Genomic DNA, 24,301 nt, shown 5'->3' with positions numbered 1-24,301 from the left:
GCTGACCGGCACGGCATGGTCGGCCGAGCGGCCGAGCGGCCGAGCGGCCGGGCTTGTGCCCCTGCCCCGCTTCCGGACGCCTCAGCCCTGTCCTGCGCCCCCGCCGCCCCCGGCCCGTACCAGACCCGTCTCGTACGCGAGGACGACGACCTGGACGCGGTCGCGCAGGCCCAGCTTCGTGAGGATGCGGCCCACGTGGGTCTTGACCGTCGCCTCGGAGAGGACGAGCCGGGCCGCGATCTCGCCGTTCGACAGCCCCTGGGCGACCAGGATCATCACCTCGCGCTCGCGCTCGGTGAGCCGCTCCAGCTCCTTGTACTGGGGCTCCTTGCCGGCGTTCGGCAGCATCGGCGCGAACCGGTCGAGCAGGCGCCGGGTCGTGGAGGGCGCGACCACCGCGTCGCCGCTGTGCACGGAGCGGATCGCGGCGAGGAGCTCGCCGGGCGGCACGTCCTTGAGCATGAAGCCGGAGGCGCCGGCCTTGAGCCCCGAGAAGGCGTACTCGTCGAGGTCGAAGGTGGTCAGGATCAGCACCTTCGGCGGGTTCTCGTCCTGGCAGATGCGGCGGGTGGTCTCCACCCCGTCGAGCTTCGGCATACGGACGTCCATCAGCACCACGTCGACCTCGGTCGTGCGCAGCACCTGGAGGGCCTCGACGCCGTCGCCCGCCTCCCCCACGACCTCCATGTCCGGCTGGGCGGCGAGCACCATCCGGAACCCGGTGCGCAGCAGCACCTGGTCGTCGACGAGCATCACGCGGATCGGCATGGGAAGGTCCTCCGGTCGGTTCGTGGAGCTGAAGCGTGCACGTGTCAGTGGGCCGGCTTGAGCGGAAGCAGGGCGCTGACGCGGAAGCCTCCGCCGGGCCGCGGCCCCGCGTCCAGGGTGCCGCCGACCATACCGACGCGCTCACGCATCCCGATCAGGCCATGGCCCCGGCCGTCGGCGCCGCCCTCCTCGTACAGCTCGTGCGGGGCGCCCTTGCCGTCGTCCTCGACGAGCAGGCCGAGGCCGTCGTCGAAGTAGACCAGGCGCACACTCGCGCCCGTGTTCGGCCCCCCGTGCTTACGGGTGTTGGTGAGGGCCTCCTGCACGATGCGGTACGCCGTGAGCTCGACGCCGCTGGGCAGGGGGCGCGGGGTCCCCTCGATCTTGAAGTCGACGGGCAGGCCGGAGCTGCGGCACTGCTCCACGAGCTCGTCGAGCTGCTCCACGTCGGGCTGCGGCACGTACTCGCCGGACTCCTGGTGTTCGCCGGTGCGCAGGACGCCGAGGAGGCGGCGCATCTCGGCGAGGGCCTGCCGGCCCGTCCCGGAGATGGTCTCCAGGGCCTTCTTGGCCTGGTCGGGCGCGGAGTCGAGGACGTACGCGGCGCCGTCGGCCTGGACCACCATCACCGAGACGTTGTGCGCGACCACGTCGTGCAGCTCGCGGGCGATCCGGGCGCGCTCGGCGGCGACGGCGACCTTGGCCTGGGCCTCGCGCTCCTTCTCCAGGCGGGCGGCGCGCTCCTCCAGCTGGGCGAAGTAGGCGCGGCGGGTGCGCAGCGAGTCGCCGAGAACCCAGGCGAGCGCGAACGGGACCATCTGGAAGACCACGATCGCGACGTGGCCGCCGCCGCTCGTGCTCTCGTTCGGCCAGCGCAGCTGTGACAGGGGCGCCGCGCACAGACCGGCGGTCAGGGCGAGCCGGGAGGCCCAGCGGGTGCCGTTCGACGCCACCGTGTAGGTGATCACCAGCAGTGCGAAGTCGGCCGGCACCACCGACATGTCCAGCGTCAGCTGTGCCACGCCCGAGGCCACGGCCAGCAGCAGCATCTTCTCGGGCATACGCCTGCGCAGCGCGATCACCAGGCAGAGGAGCAGGGTGATCGGGATGATGACAACCGGGAGGTCGGTCCCGGCGGCCTCCTGGCCGGCTGTTGAGCTCACGACAGAGATCCCGAGGAGGAAGACGGCCCAGAAGCCGTCGACCCACATCGGGTGCCTGCGGAGAAAGTCATAGAGGCGCTGCACGTAACCCAGCGTAGGGAAGCGTGCTGTGTGCAGGGGTCAACCGGAGGGTCGATCCGTAACCGGTGCTCGTACTCCCCAAGGTGGAGACCCGGTTCGACTCGGCGCTTAACCTGACGCGGTGGAAGCGGTCGGGAGCGGTGGTGAGCGCGGCGATGCGTGAGAAGGCGGGCGAGCCGCGCGGGTGGCGCCCGGCGACCGAGGAGGCGCTGTACGGGCCCTCCGGTTTCTATCGCCGCCCCGAGGGGCCCGCGGGCCATTTCCGCACCTCGGTGCACGCGTCACCGCTGTTCGCGGGGGCCGTGGCCCGGCTCCTGTGCCGCGTCGACGAGGCGCTGGCCCACCCCGCCGAACTCGCCTTCGTCGACATGGGCGCGGGCCGCGGTGAGCTGGTGACCGGTGTCCTGAAGGCCCTCCCCGCCGAAGTGGCCTCCCGCGCGCGTGGGTACGCCGTCGAACGAGCCGCCCGCCCCATCGGACTCGATCACCGTATCGAGTGGCTCCCGGAGCCTCCGCCGGGCGTCACGGGCCTCCTGTTCGCCAACGAGTGGCTCGACAACGTGCCTCTGGACGTGGCCGAGGTGGACGCGGAGGGGACGGTACGGCTCGTTCTCGTACGGGAGGACGGGACGGAGTCCCTCGGGGAGCCGGTGGCGGGGCCGGACGCGGAGTGGCTGGCGCGGTGGTGGCCCCTCACGGGAGCGCCGGACGGCCCGCCGCCGGCCGAGGGCGTCCGACACCCCACCGAGGCCGCCGCGGGCCTCCGCGCCGAGATCGGGCTCCCCAGGGACACCGCGTGGGCCGCCGCGGTGGGCGCCCTCGGCCGGGGCCTCGCCGTGGCCGTCGACTACGCGCACTTCGCGGGGGCACGGCCGCCCTTCGGGACGCTGACCGGTTTCAAGGAGGGCCGGGAGACGACACCCGTGCCCGACGGCTCCTGCGACATCACCGCGCATGTGGCACTGGACGCGTGCGCCCTGCCCGGCGCGCGGCTGCTGAACCAGCGGGAGGCGCTGGGCGCGCTGGGAGTGAGCGGGGCACGGCCGTCACTGACCCTGGCCTCCACGGATCCGGCGGCGTACGTACGGGCCCTCGCGGGTGCGGGTGAGGCCGCCGAGCTGACCGCCCGGGGCGGGCTGGGCGACTTCGGGTGGCTGGCCCAGCCGGTGGGAATTCCGAACCCGCTCCCCGCCGGAGAACAGCCCTCTACGTAGAGCCCGGTTTCGTAGAGCCCGGTTCCGTAGAGCCCGGTTTCCTGGAGGGCCGACCCGCCCTCCCGTTCCTCGGTCCTACTTGTCGATGTCGCCGACCACGAAGAACAGCGACCCCAGAATCGCCACCATGTCCGCGACCAGCGTCCCCGGCAGCAGTTCCGCCAGGGCCTGGATGTTGTTGTAGGAGGCCGAGCGCAGCTTCAGCCGGTACGGGGTCTTCTCGCCCTTGCTGACGAGGTAGTAGCCGTTGATGCCGAGGGGGTTCTCGGTCCAGGCGTACGTGTGGCCCTCCGGGGCCTTCAGGACCTTCGGGAGCCGCTGGTTGACGGGGCCCGGGGGCAGCTCGGCCAGCCGGTCCAGACAGGCGTCGGCGAGGTCGAGCGCGACGTGGGTCTGCTCCAGGAGGCACTCGAAGCGGGCCAGGCAGTCGCCCTCCTGGCGGGTGACGACCTTCAGGGTGTCCTGGAGTTCCGCGTACGCGAGGTACGGCTCGTCCCGGCGCAGGTCGAAGTCGACACCGGAGGCGCGGGCGATGGGACCGCTCACTCCGTAGGCGTGCACGGCCTCCGGGGAGAGGACGCCGACATCCCTCGTACGTCCGCGGAAGATCTCGTTGCCGAGCACCAGGTCGTCGAAGCGGTCCATGCGGGAGCGCACTCCGGAAACGGACGCACGCGCGCGTGCGGTCCACCCTGCGGGCATGTCCTCCTTGAGGCCGCCGACCCGGTTGAACATGTAGTGCATGCGCCCGCCGGAGATCTCCTCCATGACGTGCTGGAGTTCCTCGCGCTCCGTGAAGGCGTAGAAGATCGGCGTGATCCCGCCCAGCTCCAGGGGGTACGACCCCAGGAACATCAGGTGGTTCAGGACCCGGTTCAGCTCCGCGAGCAGCGTGCGCGTCCACACCGCGCGCTCGGGGACCTCCATGCCGAGCATCCGCTCGACACCGAGGACCACGCCCAGCTCGTTCGAGAAGGCGGAGAGCCAGTCGTGGCGGTTGGCGAGCATGATGATCTGGCGGTAGTCGCGCGCCTCGAAGAGCTTCTCGGCGCCGCGGTGCATATAGCCGATCACCGGCTCCGCGTGCTGGATCCGCTCACCGTCGAGGACGAGCCGCAGCCGCAGCACACCGTGCGTGGACGGGTGCTGGGGCCCGATGTTGAGCACCATGTCGGTGCTCTCCGCGGCGCCGCCGATACCGACTGTGGTTTCCGTGGGACCCGTCGTAGGAGTCATGGGAACAGTGTCGCGTACGTACGCTTGCGGCATGGAGACGGGGACCTCGGAAAACGCGGGGCAGACGGCGGGGCAGGCAGCGGGCGAGCCGGTGTGGATCGGGCTTCCGCCGGGGCTGCTGAGGATGCGACGGCTGTTGCTGGTGGTGTGGCTGGGGCTGCTGACCATTGGTACGGGTCTGCTGCTGGGCCTGCTCGCGGGACCCGGCTGGGCGGCCTTCGCCCTGCTGCCGCTCGCGGTGCTGCTCTGGGGCTGGCCGATGCTGGGGCGCAACTGGCGGTCCTGGCGGTACGCCGAGCGCGCGGACGACCTGCTGATCAGCCGGGGCGTGCTGTGGCACGAGGAGACCGTCGTGCCGTACGGGCGCATGCAGCTGGTCGAGGTCACCTCCGGCCCCGTCGAACGTCACTTCGGGCTGGCGAGCGTGCAGTTGCACACGGCCGCCGCGGCGACGGACGCGCGCATTCCGGGGCTGGACCCGGCCGAGGCGGAACGCTTGCGCGACCGGCTCACGGAACTCGGCGAAGCCCGATCGGCGGGCCTGTGACAACGCCGGGCGCCTCCAAGGACGTACGGGACGCCACCGGACCCCTACCGGAGGAGGCCGACGCCAAGGACGTACGGGACGAGCCGCAGGCCATAGGGGACGCGGCCGGGGCAGCGCGGGACCCGGCCGGGACGCGCGAGCGGCGGCTGCACCCCGTGACGCCGCTGCGGCGCGCGTGGGCGCCCGTCGCCGTGATCGCCGGGTGGGCCGTTCACGACCCCGACCAGGCCCAGCGGCAGCTGACGCGGCTCGCGACGACCACGCTGCTGGCCGCCTTTGCCGCAGCCGTCCTGGGAGCCGCCCTCTACGGCTTTCTGAGCTGGTGGTTCACGCACTTCGCGGTGACCGACACCGAACTGCGCATCCGTACGGGCCTGGTGTTCCGGCGCACCGCGCACATCCGGCTCGAACGCCTCCAGGCCGTGGACATCACCCAGCCGCTGCTGGCCCGCGTGGCCGGGGTGTCCAAGCTCAAACTCGACGTCGTCGGAACGGACAAGAAGGACGAGCTGGCCTATCTGGGCCAGGAGGAGGCCCGGGTACTGCGGGCCGAACTGCTCGCGCGGGCCGCCGGTTTCGCGCCCGAGACGGCGCACGAGGTGGGCGAGGCGCCGGTCCGGCAGCTGCTCCACGTACCCGCCCGTGTCCTCGCCGTGTCGCTGGTCCTGACCGCGGCCACCTGGGGGACGCTGGCCGCCGCGCTCGTCGTACCGCCGCTCTTGTGGTTCGCCACCCACAGCGTGTGGACGGTCCTCGCGACGGCGCTTCCGCTGCTCGGCGCGGCGGGCGCGAGCAGCGTGGGACGGTTCGTCGGCGAGTACGACTGGACCGTGGGCGAGTCCCCGGACGGCCTCCGTATCGACCACGGGCTGCTGGACCGTACGCACGAGACGGTGCCGCCCGGGCGCGTCCAGACCGTACGCATCGTCGAGCCGCTGCTCTGGCGGCGGCGCGGGTGGGTCCGGGTCGAGCTGGACGTGGCCGGATCGTCCAACTCCGTGCTCGTGCCGGTCGCTCCGCGCGAGGTCGCCGACGCGGTCATCGCGCGCGTGCTGCCGGGGGTGACCGTGCCCGCCTCGCTGGCGCGCCCGCCGCGGCGGGCGGGCTGGTGCGTGCCGTTCTGGTGGCGGGGGTACGGACTCGCCGTGACCGACACCGTCTTCGTGGCCCGGCACGGGCTGCTGCGCCGCAGCATCTCGCTCGTGCCGCACGCCAAGGTGCAGAGCGTGCGCCTGGAGCAGGGGCCGTGGCAGCGCCACCAGGGGCTGGCCGACGTCCGCGTGGACACCGGGGCCAACAAGACCGTGACGGCCCGGCTGAGGGACGCCTCAGAGGCGGCGGAGCTGCTGTACGGGCAGGCGGACCGGTCGCGTACGGGGCGGCGGGAGGCCCGGCCGGACCGGTGGATGGCCTGAGGGGTTCGCCTGCCTGGCTTCCGGTGAGGCAGAGTCACGGGGCAGGTGGGGCCTGAACGGCGTGAGGGCAGTGGCGGGTTGCCACTGCCCTCACGTACGTGAACCGTCGAGGCCCTTACGAAGCCGCGCTCCGCAGTTCCGTCAGGTTGATCTGCTCCGTCTCGTCGTGCGCGGTCAGGTCGATGACCTGGCCGGCACCGCGGGACTCCTCGCTCGCGGGCTTGAACTCGGCCTCGGACTCGGCCTTGTGGAGCGCGAGCGCCTCCGGGCCCACCACGTCGGCGAGGTCCTCGTTCTGTACGGCCTCCAGCGCTTCCTCGCCCTGCTGCGTCCCGAAGAAGTCGAAACCGCCCTCTACGGAGGGGCGTAGCACGGGCGAGGTCGGCGCGACGGCTACGGCCGTGGGTACGGTGAAGTGCCCTGCGGGCCGCGCGGCGGGGGTGAGTGCGGCCGCGCTCGTCGGGGAGGGTGCCGTCGCTCCGGACGCGGGCCGCCGCTGTACGCGGGCCACTTCCGACGGGGTGGGCCGCGCGAGAGCGGTGCCCGGCGACGCCTCGGAGGCGGGCGCGGGCGTCGACGTGTGCGTGGTGACGGGCTCGGGCAGGGGTGCCGTGCGGGTCGCCGTGGACTGCAGGGACGTCACGTCGATCGCCGTGGATCGCGGGGGCGTCGCATCGGTCACGGTGGACTTCGCGGGCGTCACGTCAGTCGCGACCTTGGACCTCGCGCGCGGACGCGCACTGCTCTTCGCGGACTGAGCGGACTGAGCGGAAGGTGTGGCATGAGCGGGCTGAGTGGATTTCGGTGTGGTCGCGGCGGCCGTGCGCTTGTGACCGCCGACCGCCTGGGACTTTCCCCGCGTCTCGCCCTCCTGCCCGGCATCGCTCTTGGCGGGGGCATCCGTCACGGTCGTCCCGCCGGCCGCGGACGCGCCCTTGGGGGAGCCGTTCTGGGAACCGTTCGGCCGGGGCGCCCGCTTGCCGGGGCCACCCGGCGAGGGCGAACCCTTCGGGGCACCGCCCTTCGCGGAGGCCCCCTTGGCGGCACCGGCCTTCGCGGACGCGCCTGCGACGGGGCCGCCCATGGGCGCCGGAGCCTCCTGGACGGAGTCGGCCGTCGCCACCTCGCCCGGCGCCGAACTGTCCTCGGCGGACGCGGAGACGGAGTCGGCCGCTCCCGGGGCCGTGTCTTTGGGGGCTGCCTTTTCGGGGGCTGCGACTTCGGGAGCTGCCTCTTCGACCTCGGCGGCTGTCGAGCCGTCCGTCTCCGAGTCCGCCGTGAAGCCGTCCTTCGTGAAGCCGTCCTTCGTGGAGCCGTCCTTCGTGGAGCCGTCCGTCGCCGAACGGCCTGTCGCCGAACCGCCCTCCGCAGGAGCAGCGTTCACAGACTCAGCGTCCTCGGACGCGTCCTCCGCGGAGTCGCCCGCCGAACCGGTGTCATCGGACACTCCGGCCGCACCGGCCGTATCGACGGCGTCGGCCGGACGTACGGCATCGGCCGCACCGGCCGCACCAAGTACACCGGGTGCACCGGCCTTCGCGAGCCGGTCCAGCGCCGCGTTCGCCTTCACGTAGAGGACCGAGGCCGCCGCGGAGGCCGCGAGGGCGGCCTGGACCGTCGCCGCGGTCGCCTCCGGAACCTCTTCCTGGGACGCCGCGTGGGCGGATCCGGGAGCGGCGGATGCCGTCTCCTCGCCCTCCGGTGGTATCGAATCCGCCGCGGCCAACTCCGCCGGGTCCGGAACCGCCGCCTCTATCGCGAGGAGCCGACGGCCCTCCAGCGCGGTGGCACGCTCGGTCTCCGCCGTGGCGTACCGCCGCAGCAGCGCGGCGTGTTCGTTGCGCAGGCCCTGCAACTCGGCCCGCTTCGAGCGGAGCCGGTGCTCCAGCTTGGTACGCAGCTCGCGCGACTCTTCGAGATCGGTCTCCAGTTCGGCGGCCCGCTCCTCGTGACGCCACTCGTCGCTCGCCCGCGCGCGCGTGAGGTCCGCGACGCGTTTGCCCGCCGCCGCGTCCCAGCGGCGCATGACGACCGCGCCCATGACAGCCGTCGCCGCGGCACCCGCGGCAAGCCCTCGGAGCACCAACGGTTCGGAGAACAGCCATGGCCCCGCGGCGCAGACGGCGGAGACGCCTGCGATCGCCGAGGGGGGCAACAGCCGGTGCAGAGGTGGGGAATGGCGATGACGTCCTCGTGGCATGGCCAGAAACTTACCGCGCGTAGGCGAATCGTGGTGCCCCGTGTGGCAAAAACACAACCACACCGAGACCTTCGCGCCGCACCAGCCACTTCATCGTCACGACATCACCGCTACAACGGCCACGTCATCAGCCGCTGCATCGACCACGTACCCGCCTCCGATTAGATCCCCATTCGGAATTCGGAGTCGATCAGGGTCTTGCTTCGCGTTCGGGCCGTTCTCCCACGGGTCGCGAAATTCAGCGGCAATCGCCTCCTGTTCGGGCAGAACGGCGATGTCTGTTCGGGCAGGGCTGCGATTGCAGCCCTGCCGCCCCGTCAACGGCCGCCCAGCCGCCCGCTGATCCACCGCAGGGTCGCCGGGATCTCGCGCCGCCAGGTGTTGAAGTTGTGCCCGCCGCTGTCGAGGATGATCGACGAGATCCGGGTCGGCTCCTTCGCCTCCACCAGGTCTATGAACCGCAGCGTCTTCTTGTAGTTGGTCTCCCCCTGTTTGCTGCTGGTGACGAGCAGCGAGGTATCGGGCGCGGGCCTGTGCTTCAGGTACCAGAACAGATCGGCGCTGTTCTCCAACTCCTTGTCCCCGTGGAAGAGATCGCCCGTCGTGGGGTCGGTCGGCGCCTTGTAGTAGGGGGACAGTCCCGCCGCGGCGCCATATGTCTTCGGGTGGTGGATCGCGAGCTTCAACGCGCAGTAGCCACCCGTCGAGTCGCCGATGATTCCCCAGCTCCCGGGCTTTTTGCCCACCCTGTAGTGGTGCGATACCGCGTCGGGCAGGTCCTTGGCGAAGAACGACTCGGTCCGCGGGCCGCCGGGAACGTCCACGCACTCCGTGTCGCGCGGCGGTGCGACGGTCGGGCGCATCATGACCAGGATCATCGGCCGCATCGTGCCGTTCTTGGCCAGCTTGTGAGCTGTCTGCGGAAAGTGCAGGCCCTTGATGAGCGCCTCGGCGGTGCCCGGATAACCGGTCAGCACGACGGTCGCCGGGAACGTACGGGTGCGGTACTGAGGTTGGAAGTACTCCGGCGGCAGATAGACGTACGCGGGAGAAGCGATACGGGTCTGCCGGCCCACGATGTCGACCTTCTGGATCTGCCCGCCGATCTGCCGCCGAGCCCCGCCGGAAACGTTTACCTGCCGCTTGTCCACCACCTGGAGCGGACCGCTCGTACCCCCCGCGTCATGGTCGACCACGACTCCCTGGCCCGACTCCTGACCGAAGAGGTCGGCCCAGGTGGCGTAGAAGCCGAAGGCCTGGTTGGCGCCGAGGCCGACCGACACGAAGACCGCGACCTGAGTGGCCAGCAGTAAACCGATCCGCCCTGAAACGGCGCGCCAGTTGCGGCGCGCGAGCCGCGGCCACCACCACACCGTGCCGACGAACAGCAGCACCGCGAAGAGCACCGCGACCGCCAGCACCTTGTTGCTCGTGAGACCCATGGACTCTTCCTGCCTGCGCTTTCCGGCCGGTGTCGGGCGCCGCTTCCTTCACGGCACCTTGTCCCGGACTTTCCCTGCCCTTTGAAGCTGTTTTCCGATGAGGAGTGAACCTGTTGCCTCAAGACACCGTCCTAGAGGGCGCAATGTCGCCGGATGCCGGATTGGCACCGGATTCACGGTCTCTCGCGGAACTACGGGATGCGATGTCTGTCAGGATAGATGGGGAAATGTCGGGCGAGGTTGCGGCTCGAACGAGCAGGCTGCGGGGCGTACTCCGTGGTCCGCGCCCGGAGGCCGTTCCCGCCCTGGTCGCCAGGGCCTGCACGCTCGTCGGGCTGCTGGACATCGCCGCGGGTGTCTTTCCGCGCTTCCGCCACAGCCGCATGCACACGCTCGCCGAGGTGCTGCCGGGCGCGCTCGGTCCGTTCGCCGCCGCCCTGTCGCTCAGCACGGGCGTCTTGTTGCTGCTGCTCGCCCACGGTCTGCGCCGCCACAAGCGGAGGGCATGGCGGGCCGCGGTGGTGCTGCTCCCGGCGGGCGCCCTCGCCCAGTTCACCTACCGGCACTCGCTCATCGGCTTCTTCATCTCACTGGCGCTGCTCGCCCTGCTGCTGCGCCACCGGAGGGAGTTCGCGGCGCTGCCCGACCCGCGCAGCCGCTGGCTCGCGCTCGCCAACTTCGTCCTTATGGGCGCGGGTTCACTCCTCCTCGGCCTGGTCATCGTCAGCGCCCACCCGAACCGGCTGGTCGGCGACCCGAGCCTCGCGGACCGCATCAGCCACGTGCTGTACGGCCTGTTCGGCTTCGAGGGCCCGATCGAATACCAGGGCAACACGTCCTGGACGGTGGCCTTCTCGCTCGGCGCGCTCGGCCTGCTGACCGCCGTGACCACGATCTATCTGGCCTTCCGCCCCGAACACCCGGCCGCACGCCTGACCGAGGACGACGAGGCACGGCTGCGCGCCCTCCTGGAGAAGCACGGCGGCCGCGACTCGCTCGGCCACTTCGCACTCCGCCGCGACAAGGCGGTCGTCTTCTCGCCGAGCGGCAAGGCGGCGGTGACGTACCGCGTCGTGTCCGGGGTGATGCTGGCCAGCGGCGACCCGATCGGCGACGTCGAGGCCTGGCCCGGCGCGATCGAACGCTTCATGGACGAGGCGAAGGCCCACTCCTGGACGCCCGCCGTGATGGGCTGCTCCGAGACGGGCGGCGAGGTCTGGACCCGCGAGACCGGCCTCGACGCCCTCGAACTGGGCGACGAGGCGGTGGTGAACACCGCGGATTTCTCCCTTGCCGGGCGCGCGATGCGAAACGTGCGCCAGATGGTGAAGCGCATCGAGCGAGCCGGCTACGAGACCCGCGTACGGCGCATCCGTGACCTGAGCGAGGGCGAGCTGGACCGGATCCGGCTCGCCGCGGAGGACTGGCGCGGCACGGACACCGAGCGCGGCTTCTCCATGGCGCTCGGCCGCATCGGCGACCCGGCCGACGGCGACTGCCTCATCGCGACGGCCCACAAGGAAGACACCGATCCGGGCCCGTACGGCGACCTGAAGGCCGTACTCCACTTCGTCCCCTGGGGCACGGACGGGGTCTCCCTGGACCTCATGCGCCGCGACCGCTCGGCGGACCCCGGTATGAACGAACTCCTCATCGTGGCCTCCCTCCAGGCGGCCCCCCGCCTGGGCATCACCCGCGTCTCCCTGAACTTCGCGATGTTCCGCGCGGCCCTCGCCCGCGGCGAGAAGATCGGCGCGGGCCCGGTCCTGCGGGCCTGGCGCGGCCTGTTGGTGTTCCTCTCCCGCTGGTTCCAGATCGAGTCGCTCTACAAGTTCAACGCGAAGTTCCGTCCCTACTGGGAGCCCCGCTTCGTCGTCTACCGCTCCTCCCGCGACCTCCCCCGCATCGGCTTCGCCGCGATGCAGGCCGAGGGCTTCGTGAACGTCGCCCTCCCGCGCCTCGTACGCCGCCGGGCACGGGCTCCGCGCCCCTGCGCACACGCGGTGGCGGAACAACGCGACGTACGAGCGGCGTAACCGCCCCCGCACTCAGGCCCCCGCACTCCCGTCCCCGCACCACAGCCCCGGCCGCCTCGCGACGCCCACCCCCGCGCCGCGCGGCGGCCGGTTCGCGTGCCCCGTCAGGGGCGCGGGGCTGTGACATGTGCGGCTCCGCCGCGTGCGCGCGACCAGCCCGACACAACCCGCGCCCGAAAACGGAACGTGCGGGAGCATCCCCACCCACCCAGGGCGACCATCCGCTCACCGCCGGGGGCCTAGGCTTGAGGTCATGAGCAAGAAGAGCGGGCGCGGCCAAGTCGCAGGTCTCCCGGTGTGGGACCGCTGCGCGGTCATGGGCGTCGTGAACGTGACCCCCGATTCCTTCTCGGACGGCGGACACTGGTTCGACACCACCGCGGCGGTCAAACACGGCCTCGACCTGGTCGCGGAAGGCGCGGACCTGGTCGACGTGGGCGGCGAGTCCACCCGCCCCGGCGCCGCCCGCGTCGACGAGGCGGAGGAGCTCAAGCGCGTCATCCCGGTCGTGCGGGGCCTCGTCTCCGAAGGCGTCACCGTCTCCGTGGACACGATGCGCGCCTCCGTCGCCGAGCGCTCGCTCGCCGCGGGCGCCGCTCTCGTCAACGACGTCAGCGGCGGCCTCGCCGACCCCGCGATGATCCCGGCCGTCGCGGCCGCGGGCGCCCCCTTCGTGGTCATGCACTGGCGCGGCTTCCTCCAGGGCAGCACCGTACGAGGGACGTACGAGGACGTCGTCTCCGAAGTCGTCGACGAGCTCCACGCGCGCGTGGAGGCCGTTCTGGCGGGCGGCGTCGCCGCGGACCGCATAGTCGTCGACCCGGGCCTCGGCTTCTCCAAGGAGGCCGAGCACGACCTGATCCTGCTCGCCCACCTCGACCGTCTCCGGGAGCTCGGGCACCCCGTGCTGGTGGCCGCCTCCCGCAAGCGGTTCCTGGGCCGCGTGCTGGCGGGCCCCGAGGGTGCCCCGCCGCCCGCCCGGGAGCGGGACGCCGCCACCGCGGCCGTCTCCGCGCTCGCCGCCCATCAGGGCGCGTGGGCCGTCCGTGTCCACGAGGTACGGGCCACCGCCGACGCCGTCCGGGTCGCCCGGGCCGTGGAGGGTGCCCGGGCCGTGGAGGGTGCCCGGACCGCAGGGGGAGACCGGACCGCAGAGGGAGACCGGTGAGCGCCCCCCACACGGACGTCGAGCAGGTCGAACTGGCCAACACCGCCTTCTACGAGGCGATGGAGCGGGGCGACTTCGAGGAACTGTCGTCGATCTGGCTGACCCCGTCCGACCTGGGCCACGACGAGGAGTACCACGACCCCGCACAGGCCGGCGAGGTCTCCTGCGTCCACCCCGGCTGGCCGGTTCTCAACGGCCGCGGCGAGGTCCTGAGGTCGTACGCGCTGATCATGGCGAACACCGAGTACATCCAGTTCTTCCTGACCGACGTGCATGTTTCGGTCACCGGCGACACCGCCCTGGTGACCTGTACGGAGAACATCCTCAGCGGCGGCCCGGCGCCCGAGAACAGCGATGAACTCGGGCCGCTCGTCGGCCAGCTCGTCGTCGCCACGAACGTGTTCCGCCGCACACCCGAGGGCTGGAAACTCTGGTCGCACCACGCCTCTCCCGTACTGGCCGAATCCGGCGAGGAAGAAGACGACGAGTCACCCGCTTGAGTGGGTAGGGGCCCGTTAGAGATTGAGATCACCAGGCCCTGGGTATGCGCGGCTACCAGCCCGTGAGCCGTCGCATTCCCCCAGGAAAACACTCGATGAACCCTGCTCGCCCCCGCGCGGGGCGAGCCCCCGGTGGGCGAGCCTTGTCAGTGCTCGCAGGTAGATTCGGTTGAGGCCGGTGTGCCGACCGCACGCGGGACGAACCCGCCGTTACCGACGACTGCAGGAGTGATTCGCGTGGATCGTGTCGCGCTGCGCGGCCTCAGGGCCCGTGGGCACCACGGTGTCTTTCCCAGGGAACGCGAAGAGGGCCAGACCTTCATCGTGGACCTCACGCTGGGCCTGGACACCCGGCCGGCCGCAGCTGACGACGACCTCACGAAGACCGTGCACTACGGCATCGTGGCGGAGGAGGTCGTGGCCGTCGTCGAGGGCGAGCCGGTGAACCTCATCGAGACGCTCGCCGAGCGCATCGCCCGGACGTGCCTCAAGCACGACGGGGTCCAGGAGGTCGAGGTGTGCGTCCACAAGCCGGACGCCCCGATCACGGTCCCCTTCGACGACGTGACCGTCACCATCACCCGGAGCCGAGTATGACCGCGTTCACCGAGGGCCAGAGCGACCCGACCGTACAGCCGGTGCCCGCCTCCGTGGTGGAGCGCGTCGACGCCGCGGACACGACCCTGCAGAACCCCAGGCGCGCCGTGCTCTCCCTCGGCTCGAACCTCGGCAACCGCCTGGAGACCATCCAGGGCGCCATCGACGCCCTGGAGGACACCCCGGGCGTCCGCGTCAAACTGGTCTCTCCGGTGTACGAGACGGAGCCGTGGGGCGTGGACCCGGGCAGCCAGCCGACGTACTTCAACGCGGTGATCGTGCTGAAGACGACCCTCCCGCCCTCCTCGCTCCTGGAGCGGGCCCACGCGGTCGAGGAGGCCTTCCACCGCGTACGGGACGAGCGCTGGGGTCCGCGCACGATCGACGTGGACATCGTGGCGTACGCGGACATGGTCTCCGACGACCCGGTCCTGACCCTCCCCCACCCCCGGGCCCACGAACGCGCCTTCGTCCTGGCTCCCTGGTACGACGTGGAGCCCGAGGCCCAGCTCCCCGGCCGCGGCCCCGTGGCGCACCTGCTCGCCGAGGTCCCCCAGGAAGGTGTCGCGCCCCGCGCCGACCTGGAACTCCAGCTACCCGAGTAGTCGTTAAGGTCGAGACGCACACAAGCGGGTCGGCCGAAGGGGCGATGCGGCCGCGTCTGCCCCGGGGACACTCCCAGGAGCCCGGCCGAGACACCGTGAGCCAGGACACGCGATCGCGAGAGGAACTGAGTGAAAGAGCTGCGCATCAGGACGCTGGCCGCGGTGTTCTTCATCGCCGGAGTGCTGTCCTGGGCGGGTGCCCGCCTGTGGAACTCGGTCGGGACACTCCCCCGGGTCCCCCTGGCCGCCCCCATCGTCCTCGCGCTGATCGCCGCGGTGCTCCTGGCCACGGCGCTCTCCCTCCGGGCGCGGCTGAAGGCCCAGCGCGAGCGCCGCCCCGGCGCCAAGGGCGTCGACCCGCTGATGGCGGCCCGAGCGGTCGTTTTCGGCCAGGCCAGCGCCCTGGTCGCCGCCCTCGTCGCCGGTATGTACGGCGGCACGGGCGTCTTCCTCCTGGAGTCCCTCGACATCCCGGCCCGCCGCGACCAGGCCATCTACGCCGGCTTCTCGGTCCTCGCGGGCATCGCCGTCATAGCGGCCGCCTTCTTCCTGGAACGCGTCTGCAAACTCCCGGAGGACGACGACACGAACGGCGGCACGGCCCGGGCGGCATAGTGAGGCGCCGCCCGTAGTCCAGGGGCGCGGGGAACTGCGCGACAGGCCCTCACCGGCCCGCACCCGCCGACGCACCACACCTCCCGCGGCGCAAACGGCAAACGCGACCGGCAGACCGGGGTCGATCCGTGCTACCGAGCCATGATCAGACTCATGGCCTCATTCCGGGTCGCAGCATCCCGCAGCTGCCCGCGAACGGCCGACGTTATGGTCTTGGCCCCCGGCTTACGAATCCCCCGCATCGACATGCACATGTGCTCGCACTCGACCACGACGATCACGCCACGCGGCTCCAGAATCTCCATCAGCGATTCGGCGATCTGCGTGGTGAGTCGTTCCTGCACCTGCGGCCGCCTGGCATAGACGTCCACGAGCCGGGCCAGCTTGGACAGCCCGGTGATCTTTCCGCTCGTGCTCGGGATGTAGCCGACGTGCGCGACACCCCTGAACGGCACCAGATGATGCTCACATGTCGAGAACACTTCGATGTCCTTGACCAGGATCATCTCGTCGTGGCCGAGATCGAACGTCGTCGTCAGGACCTCCTCGGGCGTCTGCCACAACCCCGCGAAGATCTCCTTGTATGCCCTGGCCACCCGCCCCGGCGTCTCCCGCAGTCCCTCCCGGTCCGGGTCCTCACCGATCGCGATCAGCAGTTCTCGTACGGCGTGCTCGGCGCGTTTCTCGTCGAATTCGCCGATCGTGCCCTCGCCGTCCAGCGTCACGGGATCGGTCATCTCGTGCCTCGTTCCTGAGCCTTCGACGCATACGGATCACGCGTCTCATGTTCGGCATACAAAGATGCCGCGCCCCCCAGGCTAAGACCTGGGGGGCGCGGCATTCGTTCCGGGCCTGGTGAGGCGTACCTCACCGGGGCCTGGATCAGCTCTCGGAACGGTCCTCGGGGGCCGACTCGGTCACCGGGAGCGCCTCGGCGGAGGCACTGGTGTTCGCGGTGATCGCGGGGCTGGCGCCGTTCGTCCCGTTCGTCAGTGACAGCTCCCTGGGGGAGAGCACCGGCGGGCGGGTGGACGGCGTGCGCCGGGAGGAACCGGTCCACGCGGGGCGGGCCGGACGCTTGACGAGGGGAGCGAAGACCTCGGCGATCTGCTCCTTGCTCAGCGTCTCCTTCTCCAGCAGCTGAAGGACCAGCGCATCGAGGACGTCGCGGTTCTCGACCAGGATCTCCCAGGCCTCGTTGTGCGCGTTCTCGATGAGCTTCTTGACCTCTTCGTCGACGAGCGCGGCGACCTCTTCCGAGTAGTCGCGCGGGTGCGACATCTCCCGGCCCAGGAAGGGCTCGGTGTTGTCGCCGCCGAACTTGATCGCGCCGAGGCGCTCGGTCATGCCGTACTGCGTGACCATCGCGCGGGCCGTGGCGGTGGCCTTCTCGATGTCGTTCGCGGCACCCGTGGTCGGGTCGTGGAAGACGAGCTCCTCGGCCGCGCGCCCGCCCAGCATGTATGCCAGCTGGTCGAGCATTTCGTTGCGGGTCGTGGAGTACTTGTCCTCGTCCGGCAGGACCATCGTGTAGCCCAGAGCACGTCCTCGGGAGAGGATCGTGATCTTGTGGACCGGGTCGGAGTTCGGAGAGGCCGCCGCGACCAGGGCGTGTCCGCCCTCGTGGTACGCGGTGATCTTCTTCTCCTTGTCCGACATGATCCGGGTCCGCTTCTGCGGGCCCGCGACCACACGGTCGATCGCCTCGTCGAGCATGTTGTTGTCGATGAGCTTCAGGTTGCTGCGCGCGGTGAGCAGCGCGGCTTCGTTCAGCACATTCGACAGGTCCGCGCCCGTGAAGCCGGGCGTACGCCGGGCAACCGCGCCCAGGTCGACGTCCGGAGCGACCGGCTTGCCCTTCTGGTGGACCTTGAGGATCTCCAGACGGCCCTGCATGTCCGGGCGGTCGACCGCGATCTGGCGGTCGAAGCGGCCGGGCCGCAGGAGGGCCGGGTCGAGGATGTCAGGACGGTTCGTGGCAGCGATGAGAATCACACCGCCCTTGACGTCGAAGCCGTCCATCTCGACGAGCAGCTGGTTCAGCGTCTGCTCGCGCTCGTCGTGACCGCCGCCGAGGCCGGCGCCGCGATGGCGGCCGACCGCGTCGATCTCGTCGACGAAGACGATCGCCGGGGCGTTCGCCTTGGCCTGCTCGAACAGGTCGCGGACCCGGGAGGCACCGACACCGACGAACATCTCGACGAAGTCGGAACCGGAGATCGAGTAGAAGGGGACGCCCGCCTCGCCCGCGACAGCACGCGCGAGCAGCGTCTTACCCGTACCGGGAGGCCCGTACAGGAGCACGCCCTTGGGGATCTTCGCGCCGACGGCCTGGAACTTCGCCGGCTCCTGGAGGAACTCCTTGATCTCGTGGAGCTCCTCGACGGCCTCGTCCGAGCCCGCCACGTCGGCGAACGTCGTCTTCGGGGTGTCCTTGGTGATGAGCTTCGCCTTGGACTTCCCGAAGTTCATGACCCGGGAGCCGCCGCCCTGCATCTGATTCATCAGGAACAGGAAGACGACGACGATGAGGACGAAGGGGAGCAGGGACAGCAGGATGCCGACGAAAGCGTTCTGCTTGGTCGGCGAGACCGTGTAGCCGTCCGGGATCTCCTTGTTCTGGTACTTGCCCTGAAGGGTGGTGGCCAGGGAAACGCCCTGGTCGCCGATGTAGCTCGCCTGGATCTTCGAGCTGCCCTCGACCTTTTCGCCGTCCTTGAGCTCGATCTTGACGATCTGCTCGTCGCCGGTGGTGATCTTGGCCTGTTGGACCTTGTTGTCATTGATCGCCTGGACGACCTGGCCGGTGTCCACCGTCTTGTAGCCGCCGGACGAGCCGACGACCTGCATCAACACGACCACGGCAAGGACGGCCAGCACGATCCACATGACCGGCCCACGGAAGTATCGCTTCACGTCCATCCATACGGAGCGGTGTCGCCCCGTCCCTCCTGCCATAGTGAGTTTGATAAGACTGTTCTTCGGACGGTACCTCAGCATTGTCACCCGAAGTCGCACGGCCCGGCTGACAAACCCGTCTACGCATGCTCCAACGGCGCGAAACCCGCTGGGGTTCCCGGACGTCCTACAGGGGTTGGTCCCCCGCCAGTGGGACGCCGTCCCTCCAGGGTGCCTCAGCCGCCGTAGACGTGAGGCGCGAGCGTACCGACGAACGGCAGGTTCCGGTACTTCTCCGCGTAGTCGAGGCCGTACCCGATGACGAACTCGTTGGGAATGTCGAAGCCGACCCACTCCACTTCGATCGCGACCTTCGCGGCCTCCGGCTTGCGCAGCAGCGTGCACACCTTGAGGGACGCGGGCTCGCGGGAGCCGAGGTTGGAGATCAGCCAGGACAGCGTGAGTCCCGAGTCGATGATGTCCTCGACGATCAGGACGTGCTTGCCCTTGATGTCGGTGTCGAGGTCCTTGAGGATCCGCACCACGCCGGAGGACTGGGTGCCCGCCCCGTACGAGGACACGGCCATCCAGTCCATGGTGACGGGGGTGGACAGGGCACGCGCCAGGTCCGCCATGACCATCACGGCGCCCTTCAGGACACCGACGATCAGCAGGTCCTTGCCCGCGTACTCCGCGTCGATCTTCGCGGCCAGCTCGCCCAGCTTCGCGTCGATCTCTTCCTTGGTGATGAGCACCGACTTGAGGTCGGTGCCCAGGTCTTTCGCGTCCACCCGCATCACTTTCGGTCGTCCCACCGGCTGCTTCCCGGCCCTCCCCGAAGAGGAGCCGCTCCCCGAAGGGGTTGCCCTCCGGGGCGGGTCGCTCCCCGAAGGGGAACCCTTTTTCAGCCTTGCCGAATCACCAGTCTGCCACCCTGCCGCTGGGCGACGACTTTGCCCGGGAGGTTGATGGCTCCCTGACCGCGCCAGCCGGTGATCAGCCGGTCGACCTCTTCGATGTGCCGAGCGAACAGCGAACCGGCGGGCGCCCCGGCCTCGATGGCTGCGCGGCGCAGGATGCGTCGGCGCACGGCGGGCGGCAGGGCGTACAGCTTGGCGCACTCCAGGAGACCCGTGGCGTCGCGCACGGAGGCCTCGGCCTGGCCCGCCCATGTGTCGAGCGCGTCGGCGTCGTCACGCGACAGCTGGGCCGTACGGGCAAGGGCTTCGACGACGCCCTTGCCGAGCGCCTTCTCCAGGGCGGGCAGACCCTCGTGGCGCAGCCGGGAGCGGGTGTACGCCGGGTCCGCGTTGTGGGGGTCGTCCCAGACGGGCAGGGACTGGGCCATGCAGGCCTTGCGGGCGGTCTGCCGATCGAGGTGCAGGAAGGGGCGGCGGTAGCGGCGGGCGGCTCCCGGCCCACCGGAGACAGCGGCCATTCCGGACAGGGAGCGGATTCCGGAGCCGCGGGCCAGGCCGAGCAGGACGGTTTCGGCTTGGTCGTCGCGGGTGTGGCCCAGCAGGACCGAGGCGGCTCCATGACGCTCGGCGGCTTCGTCCAGGGCGCCGTAGCGGGCGTCGCGGGCGGCTGCCTCGGGTCCGCCGTCGCGGCCGACGGTGACGGCGACGGACTCGACAGGGTCCAGGCCGAGTTCGGTGAGGCGCAGCACCACCTCGGCGGCGCGCAGATCGGAGCCGGACTGCAGACCGTGGTCCACGGTGACGGCGCCGGCGCGGATGCCGAGTTTGGGGGCTTCGAAGGCGAGTGCGGAGGCGAGCGCCATGGAGTCGGCGCCGCCGGAGCATGCCACGAGCACGAGCGGCGGGGGCGGCGGCTGGTGCGAAGTGGCGGAACTGACGGATGCGGCGGAACTGACGCGAGTGGAATCGGCGTGAACGGAATTGGCGTGAGCGGCGGGTGTGTGGTCGGTGAGAACGTCGTGGAGCACGCGGCGGACCGCCAGGCGTATCGCCGCGACCGCAGGATGGGGACCCATGTCCGGTTCCCTTCATGAAATTGTCGGGGGGTGAGCCCGGGATCGGTCACTCAGAGTGTGTAGATGGTGACAGAACCGGGACGTTCCCCGAGCATTGCACGCCTACCCATCGCTCACGGTCCCTCGGACGGGTGATTGGAGGGGCGTTCACCTGCCGTCGGCCGGATTCATTTCACGACTCTGCCTTACGGTGCACCCGCGCGACCCAGTCCGCCGGTTTGGCGATCTCTGTCTTGGTGGGGAGCGTGTTCGGAGAGGTCCACACGCGGTTGAAGCCGTCCATGCCCACCTCGTCCACGACCGCGCGGACGAATCGCTCCCCGTCGCGGTACTGGCGCAGCTTGGCGTCGAGGCCGAGCAGCTTGCGCAGGGCCAGGTCGAGGCGGGAGGCGCCGCGGGCGCGCCGCTGCTGGAACTTCTCGCGGATCTCGGCGACGGACGGGACCACGGCGGGGCCGACGCCGTCCATCACGAAGTCGGCGTGGCCCTCCAGGAGGGACATCACGGCGGTGAGCCGGCCGAGGATCTCGCGCTGGGCCGGGGTCTGCACGATTTCGACGATGGAGCGCTGGTCGTCGCCCTCCTCGCCCTCGGGGCGGCCGCCCGCGAGGGACTGGGCGGCCTCGCGGATGCGTTCCAGGACGGTCATGGGGTCGACCTCGGTCTCGCCCAAGAAAGACTGGATTTCACCCTCAAGGTGATCGCGCAGCCAGGGCACCGCCGTGAACTGCGTGCGGTGGGTCTCCTCGTGGAGGCAGACCCAGAGCCGGAAGTCGTGGGGCTGGACGTCGAGTTCCCGCTCCACGTGCACGATGTTGGGCGCCACCAGGAGGAGGCGTCCGCCGCCGTTCTCACCCGCCGGGAGTTCGCGGGTGGCCGGGGCGAAGGTCTCGTACTGGCCGAGGACCCGGGAGGAGAGGAAGGACAGCAGCATGCCCAGCTCGACGCCGGTGACCTTGCCGCCGACGGCGCCGAGGACGGCTCCGCCTGGAGTGCTGCCGCGACGTTCCTGCATCTTGTCGAGCAGCGGTTTGAGGAGTTCCCGGAACCCGGCGACGTTCGCCCGGACCCAGCCCGGACGGTCGACGACGAGGATGGGAGTGTCATGGAGGTCGTCGCCGCCCATCCGCGTGAAGCCGCGGACATGCTCCTCCGACGCCTTTGCATGCCGGCGCAGCTCTGCGACGACGGCCCTGGCCTCGTCGCGGCTCACCTCTGGGCCCGGCCGTACGAGCCGGGTCGCGGTCGCCACCGCGAGATTCCAGTCGACCATCTCCGCACCACGGATGCTCGTCATGCAGTCAACCGTACGTGAGCGCTGCCGCTTGGGGCAGGGAGTGGACCGTAGGGGTGCCCCTTGTGGAGACCGTGCGGGTCGGCTGTGGCTGAGCGCGCCCACGATGGGGGTCCCCCCGCTCATGGGGGTCCCCCCGCTCGAGCGAAGCCGAGAGTGGGGAAGAAGCCGAGAGTGGGGGAGGAGCCGAGAGTGGGGGAGGAGCCGCAAATCGACACAGCCCCGCGCCCCTGGCGGCGGCCCCTGACGGGGCGCGCCGACAACGGTCGCCGGTCGAAATCTCAGCTGCAGCCGCAGGTCGCCAGGGTTGACGCCAGGCGGTCCAGGGTCTGCTGGGTGGCCGTGCGGTCCGTGGGTCGGTCGGACGAGGTCAGGAAGGCGAAGGCGAGGAGGTGGCCGTCGGTGTCGACGACCGTGCCCGCGAGGGCGTGTACGCCGGTCAGGGTGCCCGTCTTGGCTCGTACGAGGCCGGTGCCGGGCCGGCCCGCGTAACGCGTGCTCAGGGTGCCGGTGAAGCCGGCCACGGGAAGCCCCGTGAGGGTGGCGCGGAGCTCGGGGTGGGCGGGGTCGGCGGCCTTGGCCAGCAGGGCGGTAAGCAGGTCCGCGGTGAGCCGGTCGGCGCGGTCCAGGCCGCTGCCGTCGGCGAATGTCGTGCCCTTGAGGGGCAGTTCGAGCTTCTTCAGCTGCTTGCGGATGGCGGTGCCGCCGCCCTTGAAGCTCGCCGGTTCGCCCGCGGCGAGGGCCGTCTGGCGGGCCAGGGCCTCCGCGATGTCGTTGTCGCTGGTGGTCAGCATGCGCTCGACCAGGGCGGACAGGGGCGGGGACTGCACGGTGGCGAGGGCCTTGGCGCGGTCGGTCGCCTTGGAGGGGCCGGGGGCCGTGGCCTTGATGCCGCGCTCCTTCAGCAGGTCCGCGAACTTCTTCGTCGCGTCGGCCGCCGGGTTCCTACTGCGGTCGGCGATGCCGCTGGAGGAGTCGTCGAGTCGGCCCTCGTCGGCCATCAGGGCGCTGACCGGGGCGAGGTTGGTGTTGTCGGCCCCGATCGGGTGCGCGCCGGGGCCCTCGTACAGCGAGGTGTCGTACGAGAGCGTCACGTCTTTGGTCTTACGGTCCTTGAGGGCGCGGGCGGTGGCGTCGGCGAGGGTGCGCAGACTCGCGTTGCCCTCCGCGTCCTTGCGGGCGGTCAGCGTGGGGTCGCCGCCGCCGACCAGGACGAGTTCGGTGGTGTCGGGTTCGAGGACCGTGCGGGTCGCGATGCGGTGGTCGGCGCCCGCCGCGCTGAGGGCCGCGACAGCTGTGGCGATCTTCGTGGTGGACGCCGGGGTCAGCGCGGTGCCCGCGGCCCGGCCGTACAGGCGTTTGCCGGTGGCCATGTCGACGACGGCGGCCGCACGTTCGGGGCCCAGCGCGGCTTCGTTGAGGAGCGGGCCGAGGACGTCGGCGAGGGCCTTCTCCGTGGGGGACGGCCCGGCGCCGACGGAGCCGCCGAGTCCGCCGAGTGCGCTGAGCACGGACGCGGCGCTGGGGGCGGGCGCCGGCGCCTTTCCGGACGTACCGGACACATGACCGTGATCTGCGCCACCTGAGCGCTCCCGCGATGCGGCCCAGTCGCGCTCCGCCGTACGCTGACCGGTGGAGTCCCAGGGTCCGGCCGCGGTGACCACGGTGGCCGCCACGACGAGTCCGAGGGTGGCGGAGCCCGCCGTGAGCTGCACGGTCGACGGCCGTGTGACCAGCGGTTTCACCGTTTCCGCGGCGCGGACAAGTTGCGGTTTCACGGTTCCCGCGGCTCGTACGAGCGGTGGCTTCACGGCTCCCACGGCCCGTACGAGTTGAGGTCTCACGGATCGCGCGACCCGCACCACATGCGGTCTCGCGGCCCGCCAAGCCTTCAGCTCTGGCACGACCACCAGCCCCTTTCGCGATCACACACCTGCGTGAGGGACACTTAACCACCAGAACTATGTGTTGATCATGGAGGAGCCACCGGTGGAGTTCGACGTCACGATCGAGATTCCGAAGGGTTCACGGAACAAGTACGAGGTGGACCACGAGACCGGTCGGATCCGCCTGGACCGTCGCCTGTTCACCTCGACCAGCTACCCGGCCGACTACGGCTTCGTCGAGAACACCCTCGGCGAGGACGGCGACCCGCTGGACGCGCTGGTCATCCTGGACGAGCCGACCTTCCCCGGCTGCCTCATCCAGTGCCGCACGATCGGCATGTTCCGTATGACGGACGAGGCCGGCGGCGACGACAAGCTGCTGTGCGTGCCCGCGCACGACCCGCGTGTGGAGCACCTGCGCGACATCCACCACGTGTCGGAGTTCGACCGTCTGGAGATCCAGCACTTCTTCGAGGTCTACAAGGACCTGGAGCCCGGCAAGTCCGTCGAGGGCGCCAACTGGGTGGGCCGTACGGACGCCGAGGCCGAGATCGAGCGGTCGTACAAGCGTGCCGAGGAGCAGGGCGGTCACTGATCTCCCCTGTGACCTGCGGGCCGCGTGACCCCGACGGGGTCGCGC

The 24,301-nt window shown here is 70.7% G+C and carries 21 protein-coding genes; 10 read left to right on the top strand and 11 right to left on the bottom strand.

The annotated features are described in order from the left end of the window. Positions 1 to 81: 81 nt before the first annotated feature. Positions 82 to 768, bottom strand: a complete 687-nt coding sequence (locus OHA11_RS26375) for a response regulator transcription factor (protein ID WP_266500396.1) — start codon at positions 766 to 768, stop codon at positions 82 to 84. 44 nt (positions 769 to 812) lie between these two features. Further along, entirely contained in the window at positions 813 to 2,015 is a 1,203-nt protein-coding gene (locus OHA11_RS26370; RefSeq protein ID WP_266500393.1) for a sensor histidine kinase, read from the bottom strand. A 152-nt stretch (positions 2,016 to 2,167) separates the two neighbouring features. Here OHA11_RS26370 and OHA11_RS26365 point away from each other — a divergent pair, with 152 nt between their 5' ends. Further along, positions 2,168 to 3,226, top strand: coding sequence for an SAM-dependent methyltransferase (locus tag OHA11_RS26365; protein WP_266507469.1), 1,059 nt, complete (start codon positions 2,168 to 2,170; stop codon positions 3,224 to 3,226). 75 nt (positions 3,227 to 3,301) lie between these two features. Here OHA11_RS26365 and OHA11_RS26360 read toward each other — a convergent pair whose 3' ends face one another. Further along, positions 3,302 to 4,462 (bottom strand): NADH-quinone oxidoreductase subunit D, encoded by a 1,161-nt coding sequence (locus OHA11_RS26360; protein WP_266500391.1) that lies wholly within the window; start codon positions 4,460 to 4,462, stop codon positions 3,302 to 3,304. A gap of 31 nt (positions 4,463 to 4,493) precedes the next feature. On the opposite strand from OHA11_RS26360, the gene OHA11_RS26355 reads away from it, so the two are divergent. Then, entirely contained in the window at positions 4,494 to 5,009 is a 516-nt protein-coding gene (locus OHA11_RS26355) for a PH domain-containing protein (protein WP_266500389.1), read from the top strand. A 92-nt stretch (positions 5,010 to 5,101) separates the two neighbouring features. Further along, positions 5,102 to 6,424, top strand: coding sequence for a PH domain-containing protein (locus tag OHA11_RS26350; protein WP_266507468.1), 1,323 nt, complete (start codon positions 5,102 to 5,104; stop codon positions 6,422 to 6,424). Between the two features lie 115 nt (positions 6,425 to 6,539). Here the strand turns inward: OHA11_RS26350 and OHA11_RS26345 are convergent, their stop codons facing one another. Together OHA11_RS26345 and OHA11_RS26340 are read right to left on the bottom strand one after the other, a co-directional pair. After that, a complete protein-coding gene (locus OHA11_RS26345) occupies positions 6,540 to 8,624 on the bottom strand; it encodes a hypothetical protein (protein ID WP_266500381.1) in 2,085 nt (694 codons plus the stop codon). A 317-nt stretch (positions 8,625 to 8,941) separates the two neighbouring features. Next, positions 8,942 to 10,066 carry an esterase family protein gene (locus tag OHA11_RS26340; RefSeq protein ID WP_266500379.1) on the bottom strand — a complete coding sequence of 375 codons (1,125 nt, stop codon included), beginning with the start codon at positions 10,064 to 10,066 and terminating at the stop codon, positions 8,942 to 8,944. A 227-nt stretch (positions 10,067 to 10,293) separates the two neighbouring features. Here OHA11_RS26340 and OHA11_RS26335 point away from each other — a divergent pair, with 227 nt between their 5' ends. From OHA11_RS26335 to OHA11_RS26310, 6 genes are all read left to right on the top strand, one after another. After that, on the top strand, positions 10,294 to 12,102 hold the full coding sequence (locus OHA11_RS26335; protein WP_266500377.1) for a phosphatidylglycerol lysyltransferase domain-containing protein: 1,809 nt from the start codon (positions 10,294 to 10,296) through the stop codon (positions 12,100 to 12,102). Between the two features lie 253 nt (positions 12,103 to 12,355). Next, entirely contained in the window at positions 12,356 to 13,270 is a 915-nt protein-coding gene (gene folP, locus OHA11_RS26330; protein ID WP_266500374.1) for a dihydropteroate synthase, read from the top strand. Next, positions 13,267 to 13,770, top strand: a complete 504-nt coding sequence (locus tag OHA11_RS26325) for a nuclear transport factor 2 family protein (protein WP_266500372.1) — start codon at positions 13,267 to 13,269, stop codon at positions 13,768 to 13,770. Before folP ends, OHA11_RS26325 begins: the two co-directional genes overlap by 4 nt. A gap of 237 nt (positions 13,771 to 14,007) precedes the next feature. Continuing rightward, positions 14,008 to 14,367 carry a dihydroneopterin aldolase gene (gene folB, locus OHA11_RS26320; RefSeq protein WP_266500370.1) on the top strand — a complete coding sequence of 120 codons (360 nt, stop codon included), beginning with the start codon at positions 14,008 to 14,010 and terminating at the stop codon, positions 14,365 to 14,367. Next, positions 14,364 to 14,972 carry a 2-amino-4-hydroxy-6-hydroxymethyldihydropteridine diphosphokinase gene (gene folK, locus OHA11_RS26315; protein ID WP_266500367.1) on the top strand — a complete coding sequence of 203 codons (609 nt, stop codon included), beginning with the start codon at positions 14,364 to 14,366 and terminating at the stop codon, positions 14,970 to 14,972. The genes folB and folK overlap by 4 nt, the downstream gene beginning before the upstream one ends. 129 nt (positions 14,973 to 15,101) lie before the next feature. Further along, positions 15,102 to 15,587: a DUF3180 domain-containing protein gene (locus OHA11_RS26310; RefSeq protein ID WP_266500364.1), complete on the top strand. Its 486-nt coding sequence runs from the start codon at positions 15,102 to 15,104 to the stop codon at positions 15,585 to 15,587. Positions 15,588 to 15,718: 131 nt separating this feature from the next. Here OHA11_RS26310 and folE read toward each other — a convergent pair whose 3' ends face one another. The 6 genes from folE to dacB form a co-directional block, all read right to left on the bottom strand. After that, positions 15,719 to 16,324, bottom strand: coding sequence for a GTP cyclohydrolase I FolE (gene folE, locus OHA11_RS26305; RefSeq protein ID WP_266500361.1), 606 nt, complete (start codon positions 16,322 to 16,324; stop codon positions 15,719 to 15,721). A gap of 145 nt (positions 16,325 to 16,469) precedes the next feature. Next, entirely contained in the window at positions 16,470 to 18,509 is a 2,040-nt protein-coding gene (gene ftsH / locus OHA11_RS26300) for an ATP-dependent zinc metalloprotease FtsH (protein WP_266500358.1), read from the bottom strand. Positions 18,510 to 18,721: 212 nt separating this feature from the next. After that, positions 18,722 to 19,282, bottom strand: a complete 561-nt coding sequence (gene hpt, locus OHA11_RS26295; protein ID WP_266507467.1) for a hypoxanthine phosphoribosyltransferase — start codon at positions 19,280 to 19,282, stop codon at positions 18,722 to 18,724. A 107-nt stretch (positions 19,283 to 19,389) separates the two neighbouring features. Beyond that, the gene (gene tilS, locus OHA11_RS26290) at positions 19,390 to 20,481 is read right to left on the bottom strand and encodes a tRNA lysidine(34) synthetase TilS (protein WP_266500356.1); all 1,092 of its coding nucleotides are present in this window, start codon (positions 20,479 to 20,481) and stop codon (positions 19,390 to 19,392) included. A gap of 172 nt (positions 20,482 to 20,653) precedes the next feature. Continuing rightward, complete coding sequence (locus OHA11_RS26285; protein WP_266500355.1) at positions 20,654 to 21,778, bottom strand: zinc-dependent metalloprotease; 1,125 nt, start codon at positions 21,776 to 21,778, stop codon at positions 20,654 to 20,656. 278 nt (positions 21,779 to 22,056) lie between these two features. After that, positions 22,057 to 23,685, bottom strand: a complete 1,629-nt coding sequence (gene dacB / locus OHA11_RS26280; protein WP_266500353.1) for a D-alanyl-D-alanine carboxypeptidase/D-alanyl-D-alanine-endopeptidase — start codon at positions 23,683 to 23,685, stop codon at positions 22,057 to 22,059. A gap of 79 nt (positions 23,686 to 23,764) precedes the next feature. Between dacB and OHA11_RS26275 the strand changes: the two genes are divergently transcribed. Beyond that, positions 23,765 to 24,256 (top strand): inorganic diphosphatase, encoded by a 492-nt coding sequence (locus tag OHA11_RS26275; RefSeq protein WP_266507466.1) that lies wholly within the window; start codon positions 23,765 to 23,767, stop codon positions 24,254 to 24,256. Positions 24,257 to 24,301: the final 45 nt, after the last annotated feature.

The organism is Streptomyces sp. NBC_00878, from assembly GCF_026341515.1.
Lineage (GTDB): Bacteria > Actinomycetota > Actinomycetes > Streptomycetales > Streptomycetaceae > Streptomyces.
Note: the sequence above shows the minus strand (reverse complement) of the source record. Positions and strands in the feature narration are given on the sequence as shown.

Bases quoted from the DNA above. Each gene is read 5' to 3' on its own strand.
- OHA11_RS26375 (WP_266500396.1), bottom strand. From the start codon at position 768: ATGCCGATCCGCGTGATGCTCGTCGACGACCAGGTGCTGCTGCGCACC.
- OHA11_RS26365 (WP_266507469.1), top strand. From the start codon at position 2,168: ATGCGTGAGAAGGCGGGCGAGCCGCGCGGGTGGCGCCCGGCGACCGAG.
- OHA11_RS26360 (WP_266500391.1), bottom strand. From the start codon at position 4,462: ATGACTCCTACGACGGGTCCCACGGAAACCACAGTCGGTATCGGCGGC.
- OHA11_RS26355 (WP_266500389.1), top strand. From the start codon at position 4,494: ATGGAGACGGGGACCTCGGAAAACGCGGGGCAGACGGCGGGGCAGGCA.
- OHA11_RS26345 (WP_266500381.1), bottom strand. From the start codon at position 8,624: ATGCCACGAGGACGTCATCGCCATTCCCCACCTCTGCACCGGCTGTTG.
- OHA11_RS26340 (WP_266500379.1), bottom strand. From the start codon at position 10,066: ATGGGTCTCACGAGCAACAAGGTGCTGGCGGTCGCGGTGCTCTTCGCG.
- OHA11_RS26335 (WP_266500377.1), top strand. From the start codon at position 10,294: ATGTCGGGCGAGGTTGCGGCTCGAACGAGCAGGCTGCGGGGCGTACTC.
- folP (WP_266500374.1), top strand. From the start codon at position 12,356: ATGAGCAAGAAGAGCGGGCGCGGCCAAGTCGCAGGTCTCCCGGTGTGG.
- folK (WP_266500367.1), top strand. From the start codon at position 14,364: ATGACCGCGTTCACCGAGGGCCAGAGCGACCCGACCGTACAGCCGGTG.
- folE (WP_266500361.1), bottom strand. From the start codon at position 16,324: ATGACCGATCCCGTGACGCTGGACGGCGAGGGCACGATCGGCGAATTC.
- ftsH (WP_266500358.1), bottom strand. From the start codon at position 18,509: ATGGACGTGAAGCGATACTTCCGTGGGCCGGTCATGTGGATCGTGCTG.
- hpt (WP_266507467.1), bottom strand. From the start codon at position 19,282: ATGCGGGTGGACGCGAAAGACCTGGGCACCGACCTCAAGTCGGTGCTC.
- tilS (WP_266500356.1), bottom strand. From the start codon at position 20,481: ATGGGTCCCCATCCTGCGGTCGCGGCGATACGCCTGGCGGTCCGCCGC.
- OHA11_RS26285 (WP_266500355.1), bottom strand. From the start codon at position 21,778: ATGACGAGCATCCGTGGTGCGGAGATGGTCGACTGGAATCTCGCGGTG.